The organism is Streptomyces huasconensis (assembly GCF_021028635.1).
In the GTDB taxonomy this organism is placed as follows: domain Bacteria; phylum Actinomycetota; class Actinomycetes; order Streptomycetales; family Streptomycetaceae; genus Streptomyces; species Streptomyces huasconensis.
In genome coordinates, this window is the sequence record NZ_CP086119.1 from 970,516 (window position 1) to 990,673 (window position 20,158).

Here is a 20,158-nt window from a genome sequence, read left to right on the forward strand (position 1 = left end):
GCGCCGGGAGGGGAGCGCGCGGCGAGCGGTCCGCTGGTCAGACCAGTTGAATTCCCGTACTCTGCCGCCACGTTCAGCCCCGGGTCAACCAGCAGTCCTTGGTCGGCTCGCACCGACCAGCCACCGTGGAGGGGGCCATGGCCGCCGACGACGATCTCTTCCGGCCCGTACGGCCCGTGCGCGCCTACCAGCGCGTGGCGGAGCAGATCGAGGAGCGCATCCTGAGCGGTGAACTGCCGCCGGGCGCACGGCTTCCCGGGGAGCGTGAACTCGTCCAGCGGTTCGGGGTCGGGCGCTCCACGGTCCGCGAGGCGCTGCGGGTGCTCCAGTCGACGGGCTTGATCCGCTCCCGTCCCGGTGACCCGCTGGGCGCCGAGGTGCTCGGCGTCTCGCCCGACAACCTCAGCCAGGCGCTCGGCCGCCTCACCCGCTCCCGCGTCGCCTCGCTCGGCGAACTGGTGCACTTCCGCATGGTGTTGGACGCCGAGAGCAACCGCCTCGCCGCGCGCCTGCACACCGAGGAGGACCTCCGGCGGATGCGGGAGCAGATCACCCGCATGGAGGTGCTCGGCGCGTCGCCCTCGGGGCTGCGCGCGTTCAGCGAGGCCGACGCGCTGTTCCACCGCGCGATAGCGGAGGCGAGCCGCAACGCACTGCTGGGGCTGTGTGCCCGCGCGGTGCATGAGGCGGTCGTCGAGGTCATCGAGAAGAAGATCGCGGCGGTGGCGGACCCGGCGGCCTGGATGAGCCGCTCGATCAACCATCACCGCGAGGTCCTCACCGCGATCGAGGCGGGCGACAGCGCCCGTGCGGCCCGGCTGGGCCGTACGGCGCTGCACGAGTACTACGCGGACCATGTGGAACCGGAGACGAGGGAACTGCTGGCGGCGGCGGTCGCGGACGACGCGGTTCCGGCGCGGCCCGGCACGGGACAAGGCGGCGGCTGACGGGCGGCCGGGGCGCGTTTTCGCTGCCCGAGGTCACCGGGACCTGACCTCCGCTCCGCACCCCGGCCGGCCTCACCCCCTCCGTACCCCGAGCCGCCCCTCCAGCTGGGCCAGCAACTCGCCCAGCAGGCCGCTCAGTTGGCCCTGTACGTCCCCGTCGAGGACGGAGAGCACCACCGTCTCGTAGGCGAGCTGTTCCGGCAGGATCGCGTCGACCAGTTCCCGCCCGGCGTCGGTGAGGCGGACGTGCGCGACCCGGCGGTCGCGGGCGTCGGCCCGGCGGTCGACCAGCTGCCGTTCCTGGAGCTGCTTGAGCCGCTTGGTGACCGCGGCCCCCGAGGAGAACGTCTCGCGGGCCAGTTCGCCGGGGGTCAGCTCGTGGCCGGTGCGGCGCAGGGCGCCCAGCAGGTCGAACTCGGCGCGGGTCAGGCCCGCCCTGCGCAGCGGCGCGTCCTCGGCCTGCTGGAGGAGGGCCGCGCAGCGGTTGATGCGGCCGATCACCTCCATCGGCCCGGTGTCGATGTCGGGGCGCACGGCCTGCCACTGCCGCACCACCGCGGCCACGGTGTCCCCACCGGGGCCCGTCACCGGACCGTTCTCTGCTCTCATGCTGGTGCGCCCTCCCAGGCGTCGGCGACCTCGTCGCGCGGCCGCATCCCCCGACCGCCGCCGCCGCTCTGAAGTCGGACTGTCGCCGCGAGCGTACGGTGTCCGGCGCGCTCGGCCGCGATCACCCGCTGTTCGGGCAGGGCGCGCTGCCACCATTCACCGGCCGCCGCGTCGGCGGCGGCGCGCAGGTCGACGAGGGCGGCGGTCAGCCGGCGCCGCGCGGAGACGGCCGTGAGGTCGGCCTCGGCCGCCTCCCGGGCCCGCTCGACGGCCTCCACGGCCTGCTCGATCTGGTCGGCGGCGCGCCGGTTGGTGACGAGGACGGCGGCCGCGACGCCCAGCACCGCGCCGACGAGGGTGTCCACGACGCGGTCGAGGATCAGCTCACCCGGCCGCTGGAACCGCGCGAACTCCGTCACGAGCAGCGCCATCGGCGTCACGCACACGCTGCCCAGCCAGTAGTTCCGGCTGATCAGGGCCTCCGCGCCGAAGGCGAGGGCGAGGCAGCTGACGATGAGTTCCGCGTGGCCGAGGTGGGCGAACGGCGCGATGGCGGCGAAGGCGAGCACCCCGACGAGGTTGCCGACCACGCGCTGCACGCCCCGGTTCCAGGTGAGCGTCACGTTGGCCTGGTAGAGCGAGGCGGCGGTGACCAGCGCCCAGTAGGGGCGGCCGATGCCGAGCGCGAGCGATCCGTACCCGGCGAGCGCGCAGCCGACCGCGGTGCGCAGCGCGATGGGCAGCAGCGGGGAGCCGGGCGTGAGCCGACGCCACAGCGGCATCCTGGGCCCGGCGAGTGCGGCGGCGAGGCCGAGGAGTTCGTCGCGTTCACCGGGGCGTACGTCGCCGGGGCGCGGAACGGCACCCGTGCCGCGCAGTCCGGCCGCCCAGGAGCGCAGGGCGGCGGGGTCCGCGGCGGCGGGGTGGGCGAGGGCCTCTTCGGCGCGGACGACGAGGCGGGCCAGGGCGCGCCGAGCCTCGACGCTGCGGGCCCCGCTGCCGCGGGCCCCGGCGCTCCAGGTCCCGGTGGCCAGCAGTGACTGCCACGCGGCGTGCACGGCACCGGCCGCGGCGGCGCGGGCCCGCTCGGCGGCGGCCCCGGACTCCTTACCCCCGGCGTCTTCCGCGGCGTCGGCGTACGCGGCGGCAGCCCGGAGGGCGCGGGCGGTGGCCCTGCGCTCGGGGCCGTGCGGGCGCAGCAGGGCGGGCGCCATGCCGACCAGCCAGGCCACGGCTCCTCCGGCGAGGGTGAGCGCGAGGTGGCCGGGGACCTGGCCGGGGGTCTGCGGGGCGAAGAGGGTGGCCGAGCTGATGAAGGTGAAGATCAGGTGCCCGGGCGGTCCGATGCGGGTCGCGTCGCACAGGGTCTTCTGCGCGGCGGCGAGGACCGCGCCGACGGCGACGAGGACCGCGGCGGAGCTGGTCAGCGAGGCCGTGACCAGGGCCGCGGCCACCCCGGCGGTCATCCCCGCGACGACCCAGGCCAGGGCGCGCGCCCTGGCCGCGTACGGGAGGTGGTGGGCGTACAGGGCGCAGAACGAACCGGCCATCGTGTACATCACGAGGTCGAGCCGCCCGAGGGCGAGGAGCGTCAGGTTCGGTATCGCGTTGGCCACGACCACACTGCACGCGGGCTTGAACCAGATGTCGGACGGCCGACCCGGGCGCAGCACCCCGGCGAGCGGAAGCCTGCGCGGGCGTGCGGGGCGGCGGGCGGGGTGCGGGGACGGCGGAGTGCTGCTCATACCTAAAACATTAGCAAGTGTTTTACTCGGAAAAGATTTGCCCTCGAAGTGTGGCGCTCCCCCTGTGCTCCCCCCATGCACCCCCGTGCGCTCGCGTACGGCCGCACGGGCCCGGGCATCGACCCGACGACGACCCGGCAACACCGTCGACTGGGGGAGGTACGCGGTGCACGGACCGGTGCAGGCCGCCTGGCTGCTCGTCGCCCTGTGCGCGGTGAGCGGTTCCTACTGTCTGCTGCGGATGCGCAGCCGGATCGAGGAACAGCGCCGCACCGCGGGCGGCGAGGCGCTCATGGGCTTCGGGATGGCGGTGATGGCCGTGCCCGCGGCGGTCGTCGCCCTGCCGCGCTGGGCCTGGCTGGGCTACGCGGTGGTGTTCGGCGCGGCGACGCTGCACGCGCTCTGGGCGGCGCGCGCGAGCCGCCACCACCTCCACCACCTCATCGGCGCGTTCGCCATGGTCTACATGTCGGCGGCGATGATCACGGCGCCGGGCGCGCACGCGGGCCACGGGGGCGCGGGCCTGCCCCCGTTGACCGGCGCCCTCCTGCTCTACTTCGCCGGGTACGTCCTGTGGTCCGGCGCCCGGCTCGTTCCCGCGGGGCCGGTCGCGACCGGCCGGGGCGGCGGCTCGGCGGTCATCGGCTGGGGGGACCGGCCGGAGCTGGCGCTGGCGTGCAGGCTGTCGATGGGCATCGGCATGCTGGCCATGCTGCTGACGCTCTAGCCGACCCCGGCCGGCCGCGGCCGACGCGGCGTCAGCGGGCGATCAGCGCGGCCAGCACGGTGAGGTTGTCGATCTGCCAGTCCGCCGCCTCGGCCACGGCCGGATCATCCGCCCACAGGTGGCCCCACGGGCCGCGGCGGATGTGCGCCGTGCGCAGTCCGGCCTGTTTCGCGGGGAAGACGTCGTGCGCGGGGTGGTCGCCGACGTACAGCGTCTCGCGCGGCCCGGCCTGGGCCACTTCGAGCACCCGCGTGAAGAAGGCGGGGTCCGGCTTCGCCACGCCCCAGTCGCCCGCGGTGACGATGAGGTCGGCGGGCAGGTCGAGGTCGCGCAGGAGTTCGGCGGCGCGAGCGGATTCGTTGCCCGCGATGACGACACGGACGCCGAGCTTGTGGAGGCCGCCGAGCGCGGGCCGCACATCGGGATAGAGATCGGCCTCGCCGAGATGCTCGCCCCGGCCCGCGGCCTCGCGCGCCTGATGGGCCGAGGCGATGTCCATGTCCGGGCTGATCAGGCGCAGCGCGTCGAGGCCGTCGCCGCCCTGGGCGACGACGGAGCCGACGAGCGCGGAGACGGTGTGCCGCGGAACCTGCAACCAGTCCGCCCAAGAGGCCCAGTAACGGTCGTCTTTCGTGAGGGTCTCCCCCACGTCGAACACAATGGTCTCGATCATCGTCCGACACTACGGCGTACCGCCTGCCGCACACGGGCGCCACTCGGCGGGCGGCGCGGAGCGACCCGATCAAGCCCTCTTTCGCACCCCGGGCCCGCGCGCCGGCCGTGGCATCCGTCACTTGCGGAGACAGCCCATACCCTTGGGCGGCCCGGCCCTCATAGGCTGGGCGGCATGATGGTCCCCGTCGCGCTGTTGCTGCTGGGCGCCCTGACCGCAGTGCTCGCCCCCCGGATGCTCGCGCGGGCCGACTGGCCGGAGCGCGAACCCGTGGTCGCGCTGTGGATGTGGCAGTGCGTGGTGGCGGGTGTCCTGCTCTGCTGCGCGCTCTCGATGGCGCTGAGCGCGGCCGCCGCGTGGCAGGCCGTGCGCGGCCACCTCTTCGCCCCGGCGCCGCACGCCGTGGTCGACGCGTACGCCCTCCAGGCCCCGGGCCCCTGGGCGGCGGCCACCGCCGTGACGCTGGCCTGCGGCGGCGTGTGGACCGCGGTGATGCTGACGCGCGAGATCGCCCAGGCGCGGGCGCGCCGCGCCGGCCGCCGCGCCGAACTCCTCGTGCGCGCCCCGCTGTTGCCCGGCGAGGAGCCGGGCGCCGACCGTCTCGTCGTCCTGGAGGGCGAGCGCCCGGACGCCTGGTGGCTGCCGGGCCAGGCGCCCCAACTGGTCATCACCACGGCCGCCTTGCGCCGCCTGAAGGGCCGCCAGCTCGACGCGGTGCTCGCCCATGAGCAGGGCCACGCGCAGGCGCGGCACGACTGGCTGCTGCACTGCTCGGGCGCGCTGGCCGTCGGCTTCCCCCAGGTACGGGTCTTCGCGGCGTTCCGCGACGAGATGCACCGCCTGGTGGAGCTGGCCGCCGACGACGTGGCCTCGCGCCGCTTCGGGCGGCTGACGATCGCGCTCGCCCTGGTCGAACTGAACGAGGACCGCGGCGTCTTCGGCCCCTGCCCCACACCGCACGCGCACGTCCCGCAACGCGTCCACCGGCTGCTCTCCGCCCGCCCCCGGCTCACCGCGGGCCGCAGGCTCCGCCTGACGGCGACCGCGGCGCTGGTACCGGTGATCCCGGTCCTGGTCACGTTCGTGCCGGGGTTGCGCGCGCTGGGCTAGGGCGTTCCGGCAGGGCGCGAGGTTTCGCGGGCCGGTGCGGGGAGGACCGCGGGGTGAGGGCGGTCCGCCAGCCATCCGGCCTGGCTGACGCCGACCCCTGCCCTCTTGCCCGAGCCCGGCCGGGCTTTCACACTGCGGGGCACGGGTGCGGGAGGGGGAGAACGATGGTGGTACGACGACGACGGCGGGGCGGGCGGTCGAGGAAGCGCGCGCGTACGCAGGCGAAGACGTGGGGCGGGGCGGCGGCGGTGGTCGCCGGGCTGTGGGTGGCGGGGAACTGGGCGGCGGTGTGGCCCGTCCTCGTGGCGGTGCTCGCCGTCGCGGCGGCGGGGGCGGCCGGGTGGGGGCTGTGGCGCGCGCACCGTCTCGCGGTGGCGCGGGACCGGCGGTGGCGGGCGGAGGAGGCGGCCAGGGCGAGGGAGTTGTCGATGGCGGAGGTCGACGCGCTCTCCTGGCAGGACTTCGAGCGCTACATCGCCGATCTGTGCCGCCGGGACGGTTGTACGCAGGTCGTCGTCAGCGGCAGGAGCGGCGACCTGGGCGCAGATGTCATCGGCTGCCTCCCCGACGGCCGCAGACTCGTCGTCCAGTGCAAGAAGTACGCCCCGCACCGCAGCGTGTCCTCGCAGGACATGCAGAAGTTCGTCGGCACCGCACGCCCCGAGCACCACGCGGACGTCGCCCTGTTCGTCACCACCTGCCGTACGTTCACGAAGGCAGCGCTGGGCCTGGCGGTACGGCAGGACATCGTCGCCCTGCACCGGGACCTGCTGGGCTCGTGGGTCAGCGGCGCGCACCTGGAGACGCTGATCCCGTTGAGCGGACGCGGCGACGGCGTACCGAGAAGGCGTTCACCCGCCTGACGTCGATGGCGCCGGGGGGCTCCTCGATGTGCTGCCCGTCGGCCCGCCCTGGCCATCGGGCATGATCGGGGGGACGAGGGAACGGCGCCGGGGGCACGTTTTCCGGCCCACGGACGGGGGGCAGCTCGGCATGGAGTGGGGAACGCTGGTCGCCACACTGGGCGGCGGTCTGATCGCGATAGCGGGCACGGTCCTGGCCGACCGCCTGCGCACCCGCCAGGAACACCGCCGCTCCCTTCAGGCGCGCCGCCGGGACGTCTACACGGAGTTCATCACGGCGGCGGGCGAGGCCCACACCCAGCTGCGCCGCCTCGCGCAGAACGGTGCCGGGGCGACCGACCTGGAGGAAGCGAGCCGCTCGGCGCTGACGAACGCCCGCGTCTACGAGGTGCGCGAGCGGCTCTTCCTCGGCGCCAGCAGCCGCGTCGCGGGCACGGGTCAGACCATGTTCGAACGCCTCCGCGCCCTCCGCAAGGTGGTCGCCTCGGGCGCCGGCATCTCGACCCCCGCGTTCCACGACATCTACCACCCGTACCTGGACGCCGTCTGGGCCTACCGCAAGGCCGTGCGCGACGAGCTGGACGGCCACGCCCTCACCCCGGCCGACTTCGGCTGGTCCGCGTGGGACGGCCGCGAACGCTGTCCGCACTGCACGGAACGCGCGGCGGACACGGCACCCGGACGGCGCTGACCCCGCCCCGGTCACCGGGCACGGCTCCGCGGCAGCGGCGCGTACCCCGTGGCAGCCGGGGCAGGCGTTCCGAGATCGCCTCAGGACCACTCCGTCAGCGAGGATCGCCACATGTACCCCGCGCCACTGGACTCCCCGACCCGACCGGCCGCCCACCGGGCGGCGCTCGCCGCCGTCCTGTTCGGCATCCCCTCGTTGCTGCTCCTCGTCCTGGTGGAGCTGGAGTGGGGGCCGCTGATGTCGCTGGACAAGGACATCGCGCGCACCACGCACCGCTGGGCGGTGGCCGACCCGGGCGTCACCCGGGCGAGCCGCGTCCTCACCGACTGGGTGTGGGACCCCTGGACGATGCGCGCGCTGTGCGCGGTGGTGGCGGTCTGGCTCGCCGTGCGCGGCGCCGGGCGGCTCGCGCTCTGGCTCGCGGGCACCTGCCTGCTGGCCTCCGTGGTGCAGCAGTCGCTGAAGGCCGCGGTGGACCGGCCCCGCCCGGTGTGGTCGGACCCGGTGGACTCCGCGCACTACGCGGCGTTCCCCTCGGGCCACGCGATGACGGCCGCGGTCGTCTGCGGCCTGCTGCTGTGGCTGCTGCGGGTGTACGGCGTGGGCCGGGCGCCGTGGCGGGCGGCCGTGGCCCTCGCGGTGCTCTCCGTGGCGGGCGTGGGCCTGACCCGGGTCTGGCTGGGCGTGCACTGGACCACGGACGTCCTCGGCGGCTGGCTGCTCGGCGCGCTGACGGTGGCGCTGGCCGTCATGACGTACGAGCGCGGACCCGGCAGCCGGGCGAGGCAGGAACCCACGTGACGCCCGGGCCTCACCCAGCCGGGCCTCTCGTTTGACGCCGCCGCACGGCACGGTGACGTCCGCTGTATCCACCCGCCGGCCGCGGATCACCGCGTAGACCTCGCCGAGCCGGGGGCCATGGCCGGGCCACCACCCGCGTCGACGGCCGCCCGCCACCGCCCTCGCACCCCGTCAGGCATCTGGCCGCCCCTGACAGCACGCCCCCACGACCCCCTGGATCGCCATCAAGCCACTCCCCCACCGCCGCCCCCAGCGGCACTTGACCGCCCCTCGGCCGCTCCCGGAGGATTCCGGGCCATGACGATCAAGGGCGTCCTCTTCGATTTCTCCGGAACGTTGTTCCGCGTCGAACCCACCGGGGCCTGGCTGCGTGCCGCGCTCGACGACCTCGAAGTGCCACTCGGCGACCTGGAGTCGGCGCGGGCCGCCGACGCCCTGGAGCGGGCGGGCGCACTGCCGGGCGGTGTCCCGCCGGTTGCCGTGCCCGCGCACCTCGCCGAGTTGTGGGCTGTCCGCGATCACTCCGCCGAGCTGCACCGCGCCGCGTACACCGGGCTGGCCCGCGAGGTGTCCTTGCCCGATCCACGGCTGTACGACGCGTTGTACGCACGGCACATGAGCCCCCAGGCGTGGCGTCCCTACGACGACGCGGCGGAGGTGCTCGCCGGGCTGCGCGAGCGGGGCGTCAAGGTCGGGGTGGTCAGCAACGTCGGATGGGACCTGCGGCCCGTCTTCCGTGCCCACGGCCTCGACCCGTACGTCGACACGTACGTCCTGTCCTACGAACACGGCGTCCAGAAGCCCGACCCGCGCCTGTTCGCGGTGGCCCTGGAGGCGCTCGGGACCGACCCCCGCGACGCCCTGATGGTCGGCGACGACCGGCGGGCCGACGGTGGCGCGGCGGACCTCGGGTGCGCGGTGCACTTCGTCGACCATCTGCCGGCCGACCGGCGCCCGGCGGCGCTGCGGCCCGTGCTCGGCCTGCTCGACGAACCGCATGAGCCACCTGTGAGCAGGCAACACTCCCCCGCGGTGTTGCCTGCCCCAGGCCGGCCCGGCCCGTGCGGGACCGCATGAAGGCCCCGTCACCGGTCCCACTGAGTATATTGGCTCAGAGCCAGTCAACGCAGGAGTTACAGAATGTCCCCGCGCAGCCCATCGGTCAATGAAGAGCTGCGCAGGCGTTCCCGCGAGCGGCTGTTGCAGGCCACGGTGGAACTGGTGGCCGAGCGCGGCTACGAAGCCACGACCCTCGGCGACATCGCCGACCGGGCGGGCGCCGCCCGCGGCCTGGTCTCGTACTACTTCCCCGGCAAGCGCCAGCTCCTCCAGTCGGCCGTGCACCGGCTGATGCACCGCACCCTGGCGGCCGCCCTGGAGCGGGAGCCGGGCCCCGCCGGGGAGACGGCCGGCGCGGAGCGGCTGGCGCGGGCCATCGACGCGATCCTCGGCCTGGCCCGCGACGAACCGCTGCTCATGCGTACGCACATGGCGGGCATCCTCCAGGCGGAGGGGTTCGTGCAGTGCCCCGAGCAGCAGCGCCTCGCCGAACTGCTGCGCGACACCGTGGCGCGGTACGGATCGTGCGACGTCGACCAGGACTACCCCCTGCTGCGCGCTCTGCTGATGGGCGCGGTGTTCGCCCTGCTCATCCCGGGCGCGCCGATGCCACAGGCGACGCTGCGGGCCGAGCTCTTCCAGCGGTACGACCTGGCCTGGGAGCTGGGTGTCCCGCCGAGCGGCAAGCCGCCCGACGGGACACCGTCGACGCCCGTGTGCCGGCTGCCCCGGACCCCTCAGTCGCGTCGGTTGAAGTAGTCGGGCTGCGTCTGGACGTTCAGCTCGCCCAGGTGGACCCGCCGCGCGGGCTGGGTCCGCTTGTCGTTGATCTTCAGGACGTCGAGGCCCTTGGCGATGTCGTTGGAGTAGACCAGGCCGTTGTAGTAGTACGCCGACCAGGAGCCGGCCGTCGTGATCTTGTCGGTGGTGTGCGGGCCGCGCTCGAAGTACCCGATCTCCTTGGGCCTGGTCGAGTCGGTGAAGTCCCAGACGGAGACACCGCCCTGGTACCAGGACTGGACCATCAGGTCCTTGCCCCTGACGGGGATCAGCGAGCCGTTGTGGGCCACGCAGTTCTCGGTGGTGGCCTGGTGGCGCGGGATCTTGAAGTAGCTCTTGAAGACCAGCTTGCGCTTGTCCCCCTTGCCCCTGATGTCGTAGATGCCGTTGGCGCCGCGCTCGGGCCCGGTGGCCTCGTCGCAGGTGGCGCCTGAGCCGCCGCCCAGCTCGTCGGTGAAGACGACCTTGTCGGCCCGCTGGTTGAAGGTCGCCGAGTGCCAGAACGCGAAGTTCTCGTTGTCCTGCACCTGGTCGATGATCCTCGGCTTCTCCGGGTCCTCGATGGAGAAGAGGATGCCGTCGCCCATGCACGCGCCCGCGGCGAGATCCTCGGAGGGCAGCACGGTGATGTCGTGACAGCCGGTGGTCTTGGAGACGCCGGGGTTGGTGGGCCCGCCCGGGTTGCCGCCGCCGTCGGGGCCCTCACCGGGGAAGAACACGGGGAAGTCGATGACCGCGGCCTTCTCCGGGGCCCTGCGCGGCACCTTGATGATCGAGATCCCGTCGTGCGGCGGCCGGCAGTCGGGGAAGCTCGCGCTCGGGGAGTACGAGGAGACGTACACGTAGACGTTGCGCCGTTCCGGCACCAGCGTGTGCGTGTGGGAACCGCAGGCCGTCTCGACGGCCGAGACGTACCGGGGGTTCGCCTTGTCGCTGATGTCGAAGATCTTCATGCCCTCCCAGGAGGACTTCTCCGTGGCGGGCTGCGAGGTGCTGTTGCAGGAGTTGTCGCTCCGCGAGGAGTCGGTGGACAGGAAGAGCAGGTTCCCCGAGACGGAGATGTCGTTCTGGCCTCCCGGGCATAGGACCTGCGAGACCGTCCGCGGCTTTTGCGGGTCGCTGATGTCGAAGACGCGGAAGCCGTCGTAGTTGCCGGCGAACGCGTACTTCCCCTGGAAGGCGATGTCCGTGTTCGTGCCGGGCAGGGCGTCCTTGGGGACGTTGGCCACGTGTTCGATGTTGGCCGAGTGGACCACCTCGCCCGGCGCCGGTATCTCGCCGCGCTCGATGGCCTTCCGGGCCTTCTCGGCATCGCTCTTGGAGACGCTCTTCGGAGCGGCGGGCGTGTCACCGGGGTCGGGTGTGGCTCCCGCGGGCGCCGCGGTCAGCAGCGCGGCGAGGAGTCCGGCCGCCGCGGCGCCAATTCCTAGGCGTCTGCGTCGAGTTCGGGATGTGTGCAACAGGGCCACTGCGTCCTCCCTTGTCGCCGTTCACAGTTGAACGGTTCACGGACACCCGCAGTATCGTGCTCATCATGCACAGATCAATAGGGGGCAACAGGTCGTTCGTCCTGGAAGTCGCCGCGCGCCGGTGCCCCCTCCGTGCTGGTACGGACCCCAACCCGCCCGTGTGTCGCAGGAGGTCGCTGTGCTGCTCCACCGTCGTACACCCACCCTCACCGCACTCATGACGGCCGCCGTTCTCGCACTCGGCGCCTGCGACTCCGGCGGCGGTTCGGCGTCCGACGACGCCGGGCGCGAGGTGTCGGAGGGCCCCTCCGTGATCGTCCCCGGCAAGCCGGGCGAGGCGGCGGAGACCATGTCGGCGAAGGAGGCGGCCGAGCGCAGAGGCGACGACGACACCCCCAACGCGGCCGACTTCACCTACACGCAGATGATGATCACGCACCACGGCCAGGCACTGACGATGAGCGCGCTCGCCCCGAAACGGGCCGCGTCGCAGAAGGTGAAGCGGCTCGCCTCCCGCATCGGCGCCGCGCAGCGGCCGGAGATCGGCGCCATGAAGCGCTGGCTGAAGAGCCACGGCGGACCGCGCGGGGGCGCCGGGCACGAGCACGCCGGGCACGACCACGCGGCGATGCCGGGGATGGCCACGAAAGCGCAGCTCAAGCAGTTGCGGGCCGCGAAGGGCAAGGCGTTCGACCAGCTCTTCCTGAAGCTGATGATCACGCACCACAGCGGGGCCGTCACGATGGCCACGGAGGTCCTGTCCGAGGGCAACAACATCCAGGTCGAGGAGATGGCGAACGACGTCGTGGCGCAGCAGACGAGTGAGATCGGCCGGATGCGGCAGATGGGCTGAGCCTCGCGGGGGCCATGCCCCTGGTACCCATGCGCCTTCCCCTCGGCGCACGCTCCTGACAGCGGGCACCGCGGGTGCGATCCTGAAACCGTCGGGGTCACCTCGCGGAGGGAGCACCACCGTGCTGCACGTCGCCGTCGTAGGTTCGGGTCCCAGCGGGGTGTACGCCGCGCAGTCCCTCGTCCAGCAGGACCAGGTGCCGGGGGTGTGGGTCGACGTACTCGACCGGCTCCCCTGCCCGTACGGCCTCGTGCGCTACGGCGTCGCGCCGGACCACGAGAAGATCAAGTCCCTCCAGTCCAGCCTGCGTACGGTCCTCGAACACGAGCGGGTCCGCTTCCTCGGGGCCGTCGAGATCGGCCCCGGCACGCTGCCCCCGGCCCGGCTCCTCGGCCTGTACCACGCGGTGGTCTACTGCGTCGGCGCGGCGGCGGACCGCAGGCTCGGGGTGCCGGGCGAGGAGTTGCCGGGCAGTCACTCGGCGACCGAGTTCGTCTCCTGGTACAGCGCGCATCCCGACGTCCTGACGGACGGTTTCGAACAGGACGGTTTCGTACGGGGCGTGGAGTCGGCCGTCGTCATCGGTGTGGGCAACGTCGCGGTGGACGTCGCCCGCATCCTGGCGCGCGGCGTCACCGAGCTGCTGCCCACCGACATGCCGGACGCCGCGCTCGGCGTGCTCGCGGGGAGCCGGGTGCGCGAGGTGCACATGGTGGGGCGGCGCGGGCCCTCGCAGGCCCGGTTCACCACCAAGGAGCTGCGGGAGCTGGGCTCGCTCCCGGACACCGAAGTCCTGGTGGACCCGGCGGAGTTGGCGCTCGACCCCGCGTACGTCGACCCCTCGGGTCTGCCCGCCGCGAGCCGCCGCAACGTCGAGGTGCTGCGCGGCTGGGCCGAGCGTCCCGCGCGGGGCCTCCCCCGGCGCATCCGGCTGCGGTTCTTCCTGCGCCCGGTCGCCCTGACGGCGGGAGCCACGGGCCGTGTCGGCGGGGCGCGGTTCGAGCGCACGTTGCCGGACGGTCGGGGCGGGGTGGCGGGTTCGGGGCGGTACGAGGACATCCCGGCCCAGCTGGTCCTGCGCTCGGTCGGCTACCGCGGGGTGCCGCTCGACGGGCTGCCGTTCGACCCCGAGCGCGGCACGGTGCCGCACGCGGCCGGGCGGGTGCTGCGCGACGGGGTGCCCTCGCCGGGCGAGTACGTCGCCGGGTGGATCAAGCGGGGCCCGACCGGCGTCATCGGCACGAACCGCCCGTGCGCCAAGGAGACGGTGCGGTCACTGCTCGACGACGCCCCCGCTCTTGTACGGAAGGAGCTTCCGGGAGATCCGCTGGCCGGGCTGCGCGCGGTGGGGCTGCGGCCGGTGGAGTGGCCGGGGTGGCTGGCGATCGAGCGCGCGGAGGCGGAGCTGGGGCGTTCGCTCGGGCGGGGCGTGGTGAAGATCCCGGACTGGGCGGGGCTGCGGCGGGCGGCGCAGGGCGCGGGGCAGTAGGCGGGGCGGCGGTCCGGGGGGCCGGGCGTCGCGGTCAGGTGTCCGCGCCGAGCCTTTCCGCCTCACGGGTGGCGGCGGCGAGGACGCTGTCGAGGAGGCCGGGGAAGAGCGTGTCCAGGTCGTCGCGGCGCAGCACGCTCAGTTTGGCCGTGCCGCGGTAGATCTGCCGGATCACGCCGCTCTCGCGCAGCACCCGGAAGTGGTGCGTGCTGGTCGACTTGGTGACGGGCAGGGCGAAGTACGAGCAGGAGAGTTCGGCGCCGTCCTCCCGGGCGAGGTCCCGGACCACCCGCATCCGCATGGGGTCGGCGAGGGCGTGCAGCACCGCCTCCAGCCGGATGTCGGCCGGGTCGGGGTGGGCGAGCGTCCTGCCGCTCGTGGTGGCGGTCGTCATGACGGCTCCCCTTCGTCCGGTATTTCTCTCGCGCCTTGGCGTTCTCTCGCGCCCAATCTCTGGCACTTGACCTCTCGCGCCTGATCTCTCGCGCCTGATCTCTCGCGTCATTGTACGAGAACCACCGTAGTTTGACAGGCGCCGTACTACGAGGACTATCGTACGACGAGTACACCAGCCGCGAGGAATGGAGCCCGCCGTGAGCGCGCTGTTCGAGCCGTACACCCTGCGATCGCTGACGATCCCGAACCGGGTCTGGATGCCGCCGATGTGCCAGTACTCGGCCCCGCCGGAGGGCCCTCAGGCGGGCGCCCCCCAGGACTGGCACTTCGCGCACTACGCGGCGCGGGCCACCGGCGGCACGGGCCTGATCATCGTCGAGGCCACCGCCGTCAGCCCCGAGGGCCGCATCAGCCCTTACGACCTGGGCATCTGGAACGACACCCAGGTGGAGGCGTTCCGCCGGATCACGGCGTTCCTCAAGAGCCAGGGCACCGTCCCCGGCATCCAGATCGGGCACGCCGGACGCAAGGCGTCGACCGACCGCCCCTGGAAGGGCGGCGCCCCGGTGGGCCCGGAGGAGCACGGCTGGCAGAGCGTCGCGCCGAGCCCCGTCGCCTTCGACGAGCGCCACCCGGTGCCGGCCGAGCTGTCCGTCGAGCAGATCCGCGAGATCGTCGGCCAGTTCGCCGACGCCGCGCGGCGCGCGGTGGCCGCCGGCTTCGATGTGGCCGAGATCCACGGCGCGCACGGCTATCTGATCGGCGAGTTCCTCTCCCCGCACAGCAACAAGCGCACCGACGCGTACGGCGGGTCGTACGAGAACCGCACGCGCTTCGCCCTCGAAGTGGTCGACGCCATGCGTGCCGTGTGGCCCGAGGACAAGCCGCTGTTCTTCCGCATCTCGGCCACCGACTGGCTCGACGACGCGGGCTGGACGGCCGACGACACCGTCCGCTTCGCCTCCGAGCTGAAGGAGCACGGCGTCGACCTGCTCGACGTCTCCACGGGCGGCAACGCGGCGGGCGTGCGCATACCCGTCGGGCCCGGCTACCAGGTGCCGTTCGCCGCGCAGGTGAAGGCCGAGACGGAGCTGCCGGTCGCGGCCGTCGGTCTGATCACCGAGGTGGAGCAGGCCGAGAAGATCGTCGCCAACGGCGAGGCGGACGCCGTCCTGTTGGGGCGGGAGCTGCTGCGGGACCCGTCATGGGCACGGCGGGCGGGACGCGAGCTGGGCGCCGACGTGCACGTGCCCGAGCAGTACCACCGGTCCGTCTGAACACCCGCTTGGCACGCGTGCCACCGGGGGGCGTCTCGGCGAGTGACCGTTCACCACTTCGGTCACTCGGGGATGGCCGCCAGCGTGAAGGAGTGACCCGCCGGGTCGGAGTACGTGCGCGTGTCCCGCGGCCCGCTGTTGTTCTTGGTCTCCACCGGGCGCGCCCCGAGGCCCACCGCCTCCCGCTCCGCCTCGTCCATGTCGTGGCGGGCGACCATGATCCTCAGGTGCGCCTGCTGCGAGTCCTCCGGGCGGGGCCAGCTCGGCGGGATGTAGTCGCGCTCCCGGTGCACGGCGAGGCAGACCCCGGCCTCGTTCGTGATCTCCACGTAGTCGGGGTCCTTGCTCAACCGGACCTCCGCGCCGAGGAGTCCGGCATAGAACTCGGCCAGAGCCTCGGGCTCCGAACAGTCCAGTACGAGCACGGCGTTCTTGTGGACGGTCATGGTGTCCGGGTCCCCCGTGCCGCCCCCGCCAAACGGGGCGCGGGCGGCGTCGGTCAACCGGCGGTTTCCGTTCCGGTCCCAGGGGCACCCGGGCGGCCATGGAATGGTTGCAGAGGGCTGCCTGCGTCGACGAGGACCCGGAACTCTTCTTTCCCGTCGGTACGACAGGCCCAGCGTTGAGGGATCTCGCCGCCGCCAAGAGCGTCTGCGCCCGCTGCCCGGTGCGGGGCGAGTGTCTGTCGTGGGCGCTCAGGACCGGCCAGGCGGCCGGTGTGTGGGGCGGCACCTGCGAGGAGGAACGCGCGGTCCTGCGCGGGGAGACGCGCAGGACCGCACGGCGGCACGCCGCCGCGGGCGTCACGGGTGTCACGGTCGAAGCGCAACTACGCTGACCTCACCGCTTGCCGCGGCTCACCTCATCCACTGGTCCTCGTACGTCGCGTACGTCCCGTCGTGCTTCGCGAGGTGCACGAACTGATCCACGTACTCCTTGAACTCCTCGTCGCCGCGCGGCATCGCGTACGCCTTCTCGGAGAAGGTGAAGGGCTTGTCGGGGTGGAGGGCGCAGAGTTCGGGGTGGATCTTCGACTGGTAGAGCGTCTCGCTCGCGTCCGTCATCATGACGTCCGCCCGCCCGTCGATGATCTCCTGGAAGACCGTGGTGTTCTCCGGGTGGAGCCTGATCATCGCGTGCTTGATGTGCGCCCTGGCGAACTCCTCGTTCGTGCCACCGGGGTTGACGACGACCCGCACGCCCGCCTTGTCGATGTCCTTCAGCGTCCCCGCGCCGAACCTTTCCTTGTCCGCACAGCGCGCGATCGGCGTCTTGCCGTCCTCGCGCGTGGGTTCACTGAAATAGACCTGGCGGGCGCGTGGCAGTGTGATGGAGACGCCGCCGACCCCGATGTCGCAGCGGCGCGCGGCGACGTCCTTGGTGAGGTTCGCCCACGTCGTCGCGGTGAACTTCGGCTTGGTGCCAAGGCTCTTGGCGAGGTCGCGCGCCATCTCGATGTCCACGCCGCTGTACGTCCTGTCCGCGGGGTCCAGCTTCGTGAAGGGCGCGTAGTCACCGGTCGTGCAGACCTTCAGGACGCCCTTCCTCGGCACGGCGTCCAGGAGGGTGCCCGGGTGGTGGCGTTCCGGGCGCGCGCCCGCGCCGGGGGACGCGGGCGCGGCGGCGGTGACGGCCAGCAGACAGACGAGGGCGGACAGGGTGACGGCACGCTTCACGGAGGGCTCCTTTGCACGGTGGGCGACGGCTCCGGGCTGATGAACGAACGAGCGGCCGACCGGGCAGCCGGGCGGCTCGAAGGGATCACCTTCGCAGACCCCTCCCTCCGGCTGAACCCCCTTCTCACCCGGCGAGCGGCGCCAGCACGACCGGCGTCAGGTCCGGCCCCTCACCACCGGCCGCACCCGTGTCGTACGCGTCCTCGTCGAAGGGGTAGAGCGGCCGCTCCACCCGGTGGTGCCCGAGGCGCGGCAGGTCCTGGTCGACTCCGCCGGGGGTGAGGGCGAGCAGCCAGTCGGCCGCCATGTCGTACAGCTCCGGCTCCAGGTAGCCGATCTTCACGGCCACGATGTCGTACGTACGCGGGTCGATGCCCAGGCCGCCCTCCCGCGGGCCCATGAAGTCGGCCAGGGTGTGGAACGGCTTGCGGCGTTCGACGAGGATGACGGTGAGGCCACCGGTGCGGACGGCCGCCATGTCGGTCCCGCGGTCGTACGCGCCGCCCTCCGCGCGGTCCTTGCGGTCGGTGGCGCGCTGCAACGCGACGACAGTGCCGGTGAGTTCGTACGGGCCGCCGTGGCGCGGGTCGACCTTGCCGCCGACGCTCAGCGTGACCTCCGCGCCGATGCCCGCCTCGAAGCAGCGGGCGACGGCCACCGGGTCGGTGATGCCGGGGTGGACCGCGGTGACCTGCCCGGAGCGGATCGCGTCGTGTGCGAGCAGCTTGCCCAGCATGTACGCGAGGTCGCCCGCGCCGCCCGCCGTCGGGTTGTCGCCGGAGTCGCTGATCAGGAAGGGCCGCTTGTCCGAGGCCACCGCCCGCGCGACGCACTCCTCGGCGGTGCCCGTGGGGCCGACGAAGGCGAAGTCGCGGCGCGCGTCCCAGTAGCGGCGCGCGAGCTTCGCGGCCTCGGCGGCGGCGCGTGCGGCGTCGTCTCCGGTGACGACGACCGCGGCCCGGCAGCGGGGCTCGTCGGCCCAGGCGTAGCCGACCCACAGCGCGGCGTCGAGGATGCCGGGCAGCCGTTCGATGTCGGCGAGGGAGGCGTAGAGGGACGTGGCGGGTTCCAGGCGGGTGCTGGTCTTCTCGCCGGGCAGGAGGACGGGGATCTGCACCCAGGCGCGGTGCGGGCGCGTGCCGTCGAGGAGGCAGCGCACGAGGTTGCGGGCGGCGCGCTCCCGGGTCCCCCAGGCGTCCTCGTGCGGGGCGAGGCGGTGGGCGGTGAGCAGGTCGACGGGCTCGGCGAAGCGGCGGGAGACGTTGCCGTGCAGGTCCATGGCGGCGGAGATCATGGGACGCCCGGTGCCGTCCGGGGTGCCGACGGAGTCGAGGGCCGCGCGGACCGCTTCGGTGAGGTCGGCCTCGGCGTCGGTGAGGCCGACGACGCTCATCGCGCCGTGGATGTCGTAGACCAGGCCGTCGAGGGGACCCGCTTCCCTGATGCGCGTGACGAGTTCGTCCTTGAGGGTCAGGTACGACTGCGCCTCCACCGGGCCGCCGGGCAGCGCGGTCGCGTGCAGCAGCGGCACCCATGCGACGGTGGCGGCCAGGTCGGAGTCCGCCCCCGTCCAGGTGTAGCGGTCGAGGAGTTCCTGGCCGCGCGTCCTGCGGAAGTCGTCCGTGGTGGAACGGTGCGGGCAGAACGTGGAGGACTCGATGCCGATGCCGCCGATGCCGATGCGCAGGCGGCGGTTGACGGGGGTGCTCGTCATGCGGGTGCGCTCTCTTCCTGGGGAGCCGGGGCGGGGGCGGGGAGGGCCGCGGGGGTGGTCGGCAGGTGCTCGCGCAACGCGGTGAGGCCCGCGCCGAGCAGGCCCGCGTCGACGCCCGTGACCGTGGTGGTGATCTCCAGATCGGCGGTGGCGAGGGGCAGGCACCGTTCGTAGAGCACCCCGCGCACGGCGGCGACCAGGGGCTCGGCGGTGGCGAGGGCGCCGCCGAGCGCCACGGCCTGCGGGTTGAAGAAGTTGACGACGACGGACAGGACGGTGCCGATGTGCCGTCCCGCGGTACGGACGAGGGTGGTGGCCCGCGGGTCGCCGTCCGCGACGAGACGCAGCAGGCCGGTGGTGCCGTCCACCTCGACGCCCTGGAGGGCGAGTTCGCGGATGAGGGCGGCGCCGCTGGCCACGGTCTCCAGGCAGCCGATGTTGCCGCAGCTGCACGGGCGGTCGCCCGCGGCGTCGACGCGGACGTGGCTGATGTCGCCGGCACTGCCGTTGGCCCCGTCGTGCGGGCGCCCGGCGGAGATGACGCCGCTGCCGATGCCGCGCCCGGCCTTGACGACGACGAGGTGGTCGAGTTCGGGGCGGGCGACGCGGTGCTCGCCGACGGCCATCATCGTGGCGTCGTTGTCGACGGTGACGGGGAGGCCGAGGCGTTCGGCGAGCACGTCGCGCAGGGCGTGGCGGTGCCAGCCGGGCATGCGGGAAGGGCTGAGGACGCGGCCGGTGCCGGGCTGGACGGGGCCGGGGAAGGCGACACCGAGCGCCCGCACCGTACGGCCCTCCTCGCGCTGGCGGGCGACGAGCCGGTCGACCTGGCCGCAGAGCCAGTCGACGGCGGAGTCGGGGCCCGCGGTGATGTCGTGCGGCAGGTCGACGGCGTCGCTGACGGTGCCGCCGACGTCGACGACGCCGAGCCGCGCGTGGTGGCTGCCGAGGTCCGCGGCGACGGCCACGCCTCCGTGCGAGGCGACCCGCAGCAGCCTGGGCCTGCGGCCGCCGCGGGAGGCGCCCTCGCCGGACTCGGTGAGGAGCCCGGCGTCGACGAGTTCCTGCACCCGCAGGGAGACCGTCGAGGCGGCGAGGCCGAGTTCGCGTACGAGGTCGGCCCGTGAGGAGGCAGCCCCCGAGGAGACCAGGTGGAGGATGTGCTGTGCCGATCCTGGTTCGCCGAGTGGTGTTCCGGCCATGCCGCCCCCAGTTGCTCATCTGTCGTACGGGCTGCCCCGCACTGTTCTCTCGCCCTGTACGTCCGCGGTGGTATGCG

General features: G+C 73.4%; 21 protein-coding genes. 12 read left to right on the plus strand and 9 right to left on the minus strand.

Annotated elements, in window-relative coordinates:
* Nucleotides 1–137 precede the first annotated feature (137 nt).
* Nucleotides 138–947: a FadR/GntR family transcriptional regulator gene (locus J2N69_RS04270; protein WP_230899535.1), complete on the plus strand. Its 810-nt coding sequence runs from the start codon at nucleotides 138–140 to the stop codon at nucleotides 945–947.
* Nucleotides 948–1,019: 72 nt separating this feature from the next.
* Here the strand turns inward: J2N69_RS04270 and J2N69_RS04275 are convergent, their stop codons facing one another.
* Both J2N69_RS04275 and J2N69_RS04280 read right to left on the minus strand, forming a co-directional pair.
* Complete coding sequence (locus J2N69_RS04275) at nucleotides 1,020–1,556, minus strand: MarR family winged helix-turn-helix transcriptional regulator (RefSeq protein WP_230899536.1); 537 nt, start codon at nucleotides 1,554–1,556, stop codon at nucleotides 1,020–1,022.
* Nucleotides 1,553–3,301, minus strand: a complete 1,749-nt coding sequence (locus J2N69_RS04280) for an FUSC family protein (protein WP_230899537.1) — start codon at nucleotides 3,299–3,301, stop codon at nucleotides 1,553–1,555. Before J2N69_RS04280 ends, J2N69_RS04275 begins: the two co-directional genes overlap by 4 nt.
* 166 nt (nucleotides 3,302–3,467) lie before the next feature.
* Here J2N69_RS04280 and J2N69_RS04285 point away from each other — a divergent pair, with 166 nt between their 5' ends.
* On the plus strand, nucleotides 3,468–4,028 hold the full coding sequence (locus J2N69_RS04285) for a DUF5134 domain-containing protein (RefSeq protein WP_230899538.1): 561 nt from the start codon (nucleotides 3,468–3,470) through the stop codon (nucleotides 4,026–4,028).
* Between the two features lie 31 nt (nucleotides 4,029–4,059).
* Here J2N69_RS04285 and J2N69_RS04290 read toward each other — a convergent pair whose 3' ends face one another.
* Nucleotides 4,060–4,701: an HAD family hydrolase gene (locus J2N69_RS04290; protein ID WP_230899539.1), complete on the minus strand. Its 642-nt coding sequence runs from the start codon at nucleotides 4,699–4,701 to the stop codon at nucleotides 4,060–4,062.
* 174 nt (nucleotides 4,702–4,875) lie between these two features.
* On the opposite strand from J2N69_RS04290, the gene J2N69_RS04295 reads away from it, so the two are divergent.
* The 6 genes from J2N69_RS04295 (at nucleotide 4,876) to J2N69_RS04320 (ending at nucleotide 9,984) form a co-directional block, all read left to right on the plus strand.
* Nucleotides 4,876–5,811: a M56 family metallopeptidase gene (locus J2N69_RS04295; RefSeq protein WP_230899540.1), complete on the plus strand. Its 936-nt coding sequence runs from the start codon at nucleotides 4,876–4,878 to the stop codon at nucleotides 5,809–5,811.
* 164 nt (nucleotides 5,812–5,975) lie between these two features.
* Nucleotides 5,976–6,674: a restriction endonuclease gene (locus J2N69_RS04300; protein ID WP_230899541.1), complete on the plus strand. Its 699-nt coding sequence runs from the start codon at nucleotides 5,976–5,978 to the stop codon at nucleotides 6,672–6,674.
* A 130-nt stretch (nucleotides 6,675–6,804) separates the two neighbouring features.
* Entirely contained in the window at nucleotides 6,805–7,365 is a 561-nt protein-coding gene (locus J2N69_RS04305) for a CchlQ (RefSeq protein WP_230899542.1), read from the plus strand.
* Nucleotides 7,366–7,476: 111 nt separating this feature from the next.
* On the plus strand, nucleotides 7,477–8,166 hold the full coding sequence (locus J2N69_RS04310; protein WP_230899543.1) for a phosphatase PAP2 family protein: 690 nt from the start codon (nucleotides 7,477–7,479) through the stop codon (nucleotides 8,164–8,166).
* Between the two features lie 297 nt (nucleotides 8,167–8,463).
* On the plus strand, nucleotides 8,464–9,243 hold the full coding sequence (locus tag J2N69_RS04315; protein ID WP_230899544.1) for an HAD family hydrolase: 780 nt from the start codon (nucleotides 8,464–8,466) through the stop codon (nucleotides 9,241–9,243).
* Between the two features lie 63 nt (nucleotides 9,244–9,306).
* Nucleotides 9,307–9,984: a TetR/AcrR family transcriptional regulator gene (locus J2N69_RS04320; RefSeq protein WP_230899545.1), complete on the plus strand. Its 678-nt coding sequence runs from the start codon at nucleotides 9,307–9,309 to the stop codon at nucleotides 9,982–9,984.
* On the opposite strand, the gene J2N69_RS04325 is transcribed toward J2N69_RS04320, so the two are convergent.
* Complete coding sequence (locus J2N69_RS04325) at nucleotides 9,963–11,474, minus strand: LVIVD repeat-containing protein (RefSeq protein WP_230899546.1); 1,512 nt, start codon at nucleotides 11,472–11,474, stop codon at nucleotides 9,963–9,965. The two genes, J2N69_RS04320 and J2N69_RS04325, sit on opposite strands and share 22 nt — an antisense overlap.
* 217 nt (nucleotides 11,475–11,691) lie before the next feature.
* Here J2N69_RS04325 and J2N69_RS04330 point away from each other — a divergent pair, with 217 nt between their 5' ends.
* Together J2N69_RS04330 and J2N69_RS04335 are read left to right on the plus strand one after the other, a co-directional pair.
* Nucleotides 11,692–12,327, plus strand: a complete 636-nt coding sequence (locus J2N69_RS04330; RefSeq protein WP_230904573.1) for a DUF305 domain-containing protein — start codon at nucleotides 11,692–11,694, stop codon at nucleotides 12,325–12,327.
* Between the two features lie 121 nt (nucleotides 12,328–12,448).
* Nucleotides 12,449–13,816, plus strand: coding sequence for an FAD-dependent oxidoreductase (locus J2N69_RS04335; protein WP_230899547.1), 1,368 nt, complete (start codon nucleotides 12,449–12,451; stop codon nucleotides 13,814–13,816).
* Between the two features lie 34 nt (nucleotides 13,817–13,850).
* Here J2N69_RS04335 and J2N69_RS04340 read toward each other — a convergent pair whose 3' ends face one another.
* Nucleotides 13,851–14,210: an ArsR/SmtB family transcription factor gene (locus J2N69_RS04340; RefSeq protein WP_230899548.1), complete on the minus strand. Its 360-nt coding sequence runs from the start codon at nucleotides 14,208–14,210 to the stop codon at nucleotides 13,851–13,853.
* A gap of 199 nt (nucleotides 14,211–14,409) precedes the next feature.
* On the opposite strand from J2N69_RS04340, the gene J2N69_RS04345 reads away from it, so the two are divergent.
* Nucleotides 14,410–15,489: an NADH:flavin oxidoreductase/NADH oxidase gene (locus J2N69_RS04345; RefSeq protein ID WP_230899549.1), complete on the plus strand. Its 1,080-nt coding sequence runs from the start codon at nucleotides 14,410–14,412 to the stop codon at nucleotides 15,487–15,489.
* A 62-nt stretch (nucleotides 15,490–15,551) separates the two neighbouring features.
* On the opposite strand, the gene J2N69_RS04350 is transcribed toward J2N69_RS04345, so the two are convergent.
* Nucleotides 15,552–15,935: a VOC family protein gene (locus tag J2N69_RS04350; protein ID WP_230899550.1), complete on the minus strand. Its 384-nt coding sequence runs from the start codon at nucleotides 15,933–15,935 to the stop codon at nucleotides 15,552–15,554.
* 98 nt (nucleotides 15,936–16,033) lie between these two features.
* On the opposite strand from J2N69_RS04350, the gene J2N69_RS04355 reads away from it, so the two are divergent.
* On the plus strand, nucleotides 16,034–16,327 hold the full coding sequence (locus J2N69_RS04355; protein ID WP_230899551.1) for a WhiB family transcriptional regulator: 294 nt from the start codon (nucleotides 16,034–16,036) through the stop codon (nucleotides 16,325–16,327).
* Nucleotides 16,328–16,346: 19 nt separating this feature from the next.
* Here J2N69_RS04355 and J2N69_RS04360 read toward each other — a convergent pair whose 3' ends face one another.
* The 3 genes from J2N69_RS04360 to J2N69_RS04370 all read right to left on the minus strand — a co-directional run bounded on the left by J2N69_RS04360 (nucleotide 16,347) and on the right by J2N69_RS04370 (nucleotide 20,081).
* The gene (locus J2N69_RS04360) at nucleotides 16,347–17,165 is read right to left on the minus strand and encodes a transporter substrate-binding domain-containing protein (RefSeq protein ID WP_230899552.1); all 819 of its coding nucleotides are present in this window, start codon (nucleotides 17,163–17,165) and stop codon (nucleotides 16,347–16,349) included.
* A gap of 124 nt (nucleotides 17,166–17,289) precedes the next feature.
* Entirely contained in the window at nucleotides 17,290–18,879 is a 1,590-nt protein-coding gene (locus J2N69_RS04365; RefSeq protein ID WP_230899553.1) for a M81 family metallopeptidase, read from the minus strand.
* Complete coding sequence (locus J2N69_RS04370) at nucleotides 18,876–20,081, minus strand: ROK family transcriptional regulator (protein WP_230899554.1); 1,206 nt, start codon at nucleotides 20,079–20,081, stop codon at nucleotides 18,876–18,878. Before J2N69_RS04370 ends, J2N69_RS04365 begins: the two co-directional genes overlap by 4 nt.
* Nucleotides 20,082–20,158: the final 77 nt, after the last annotated feature.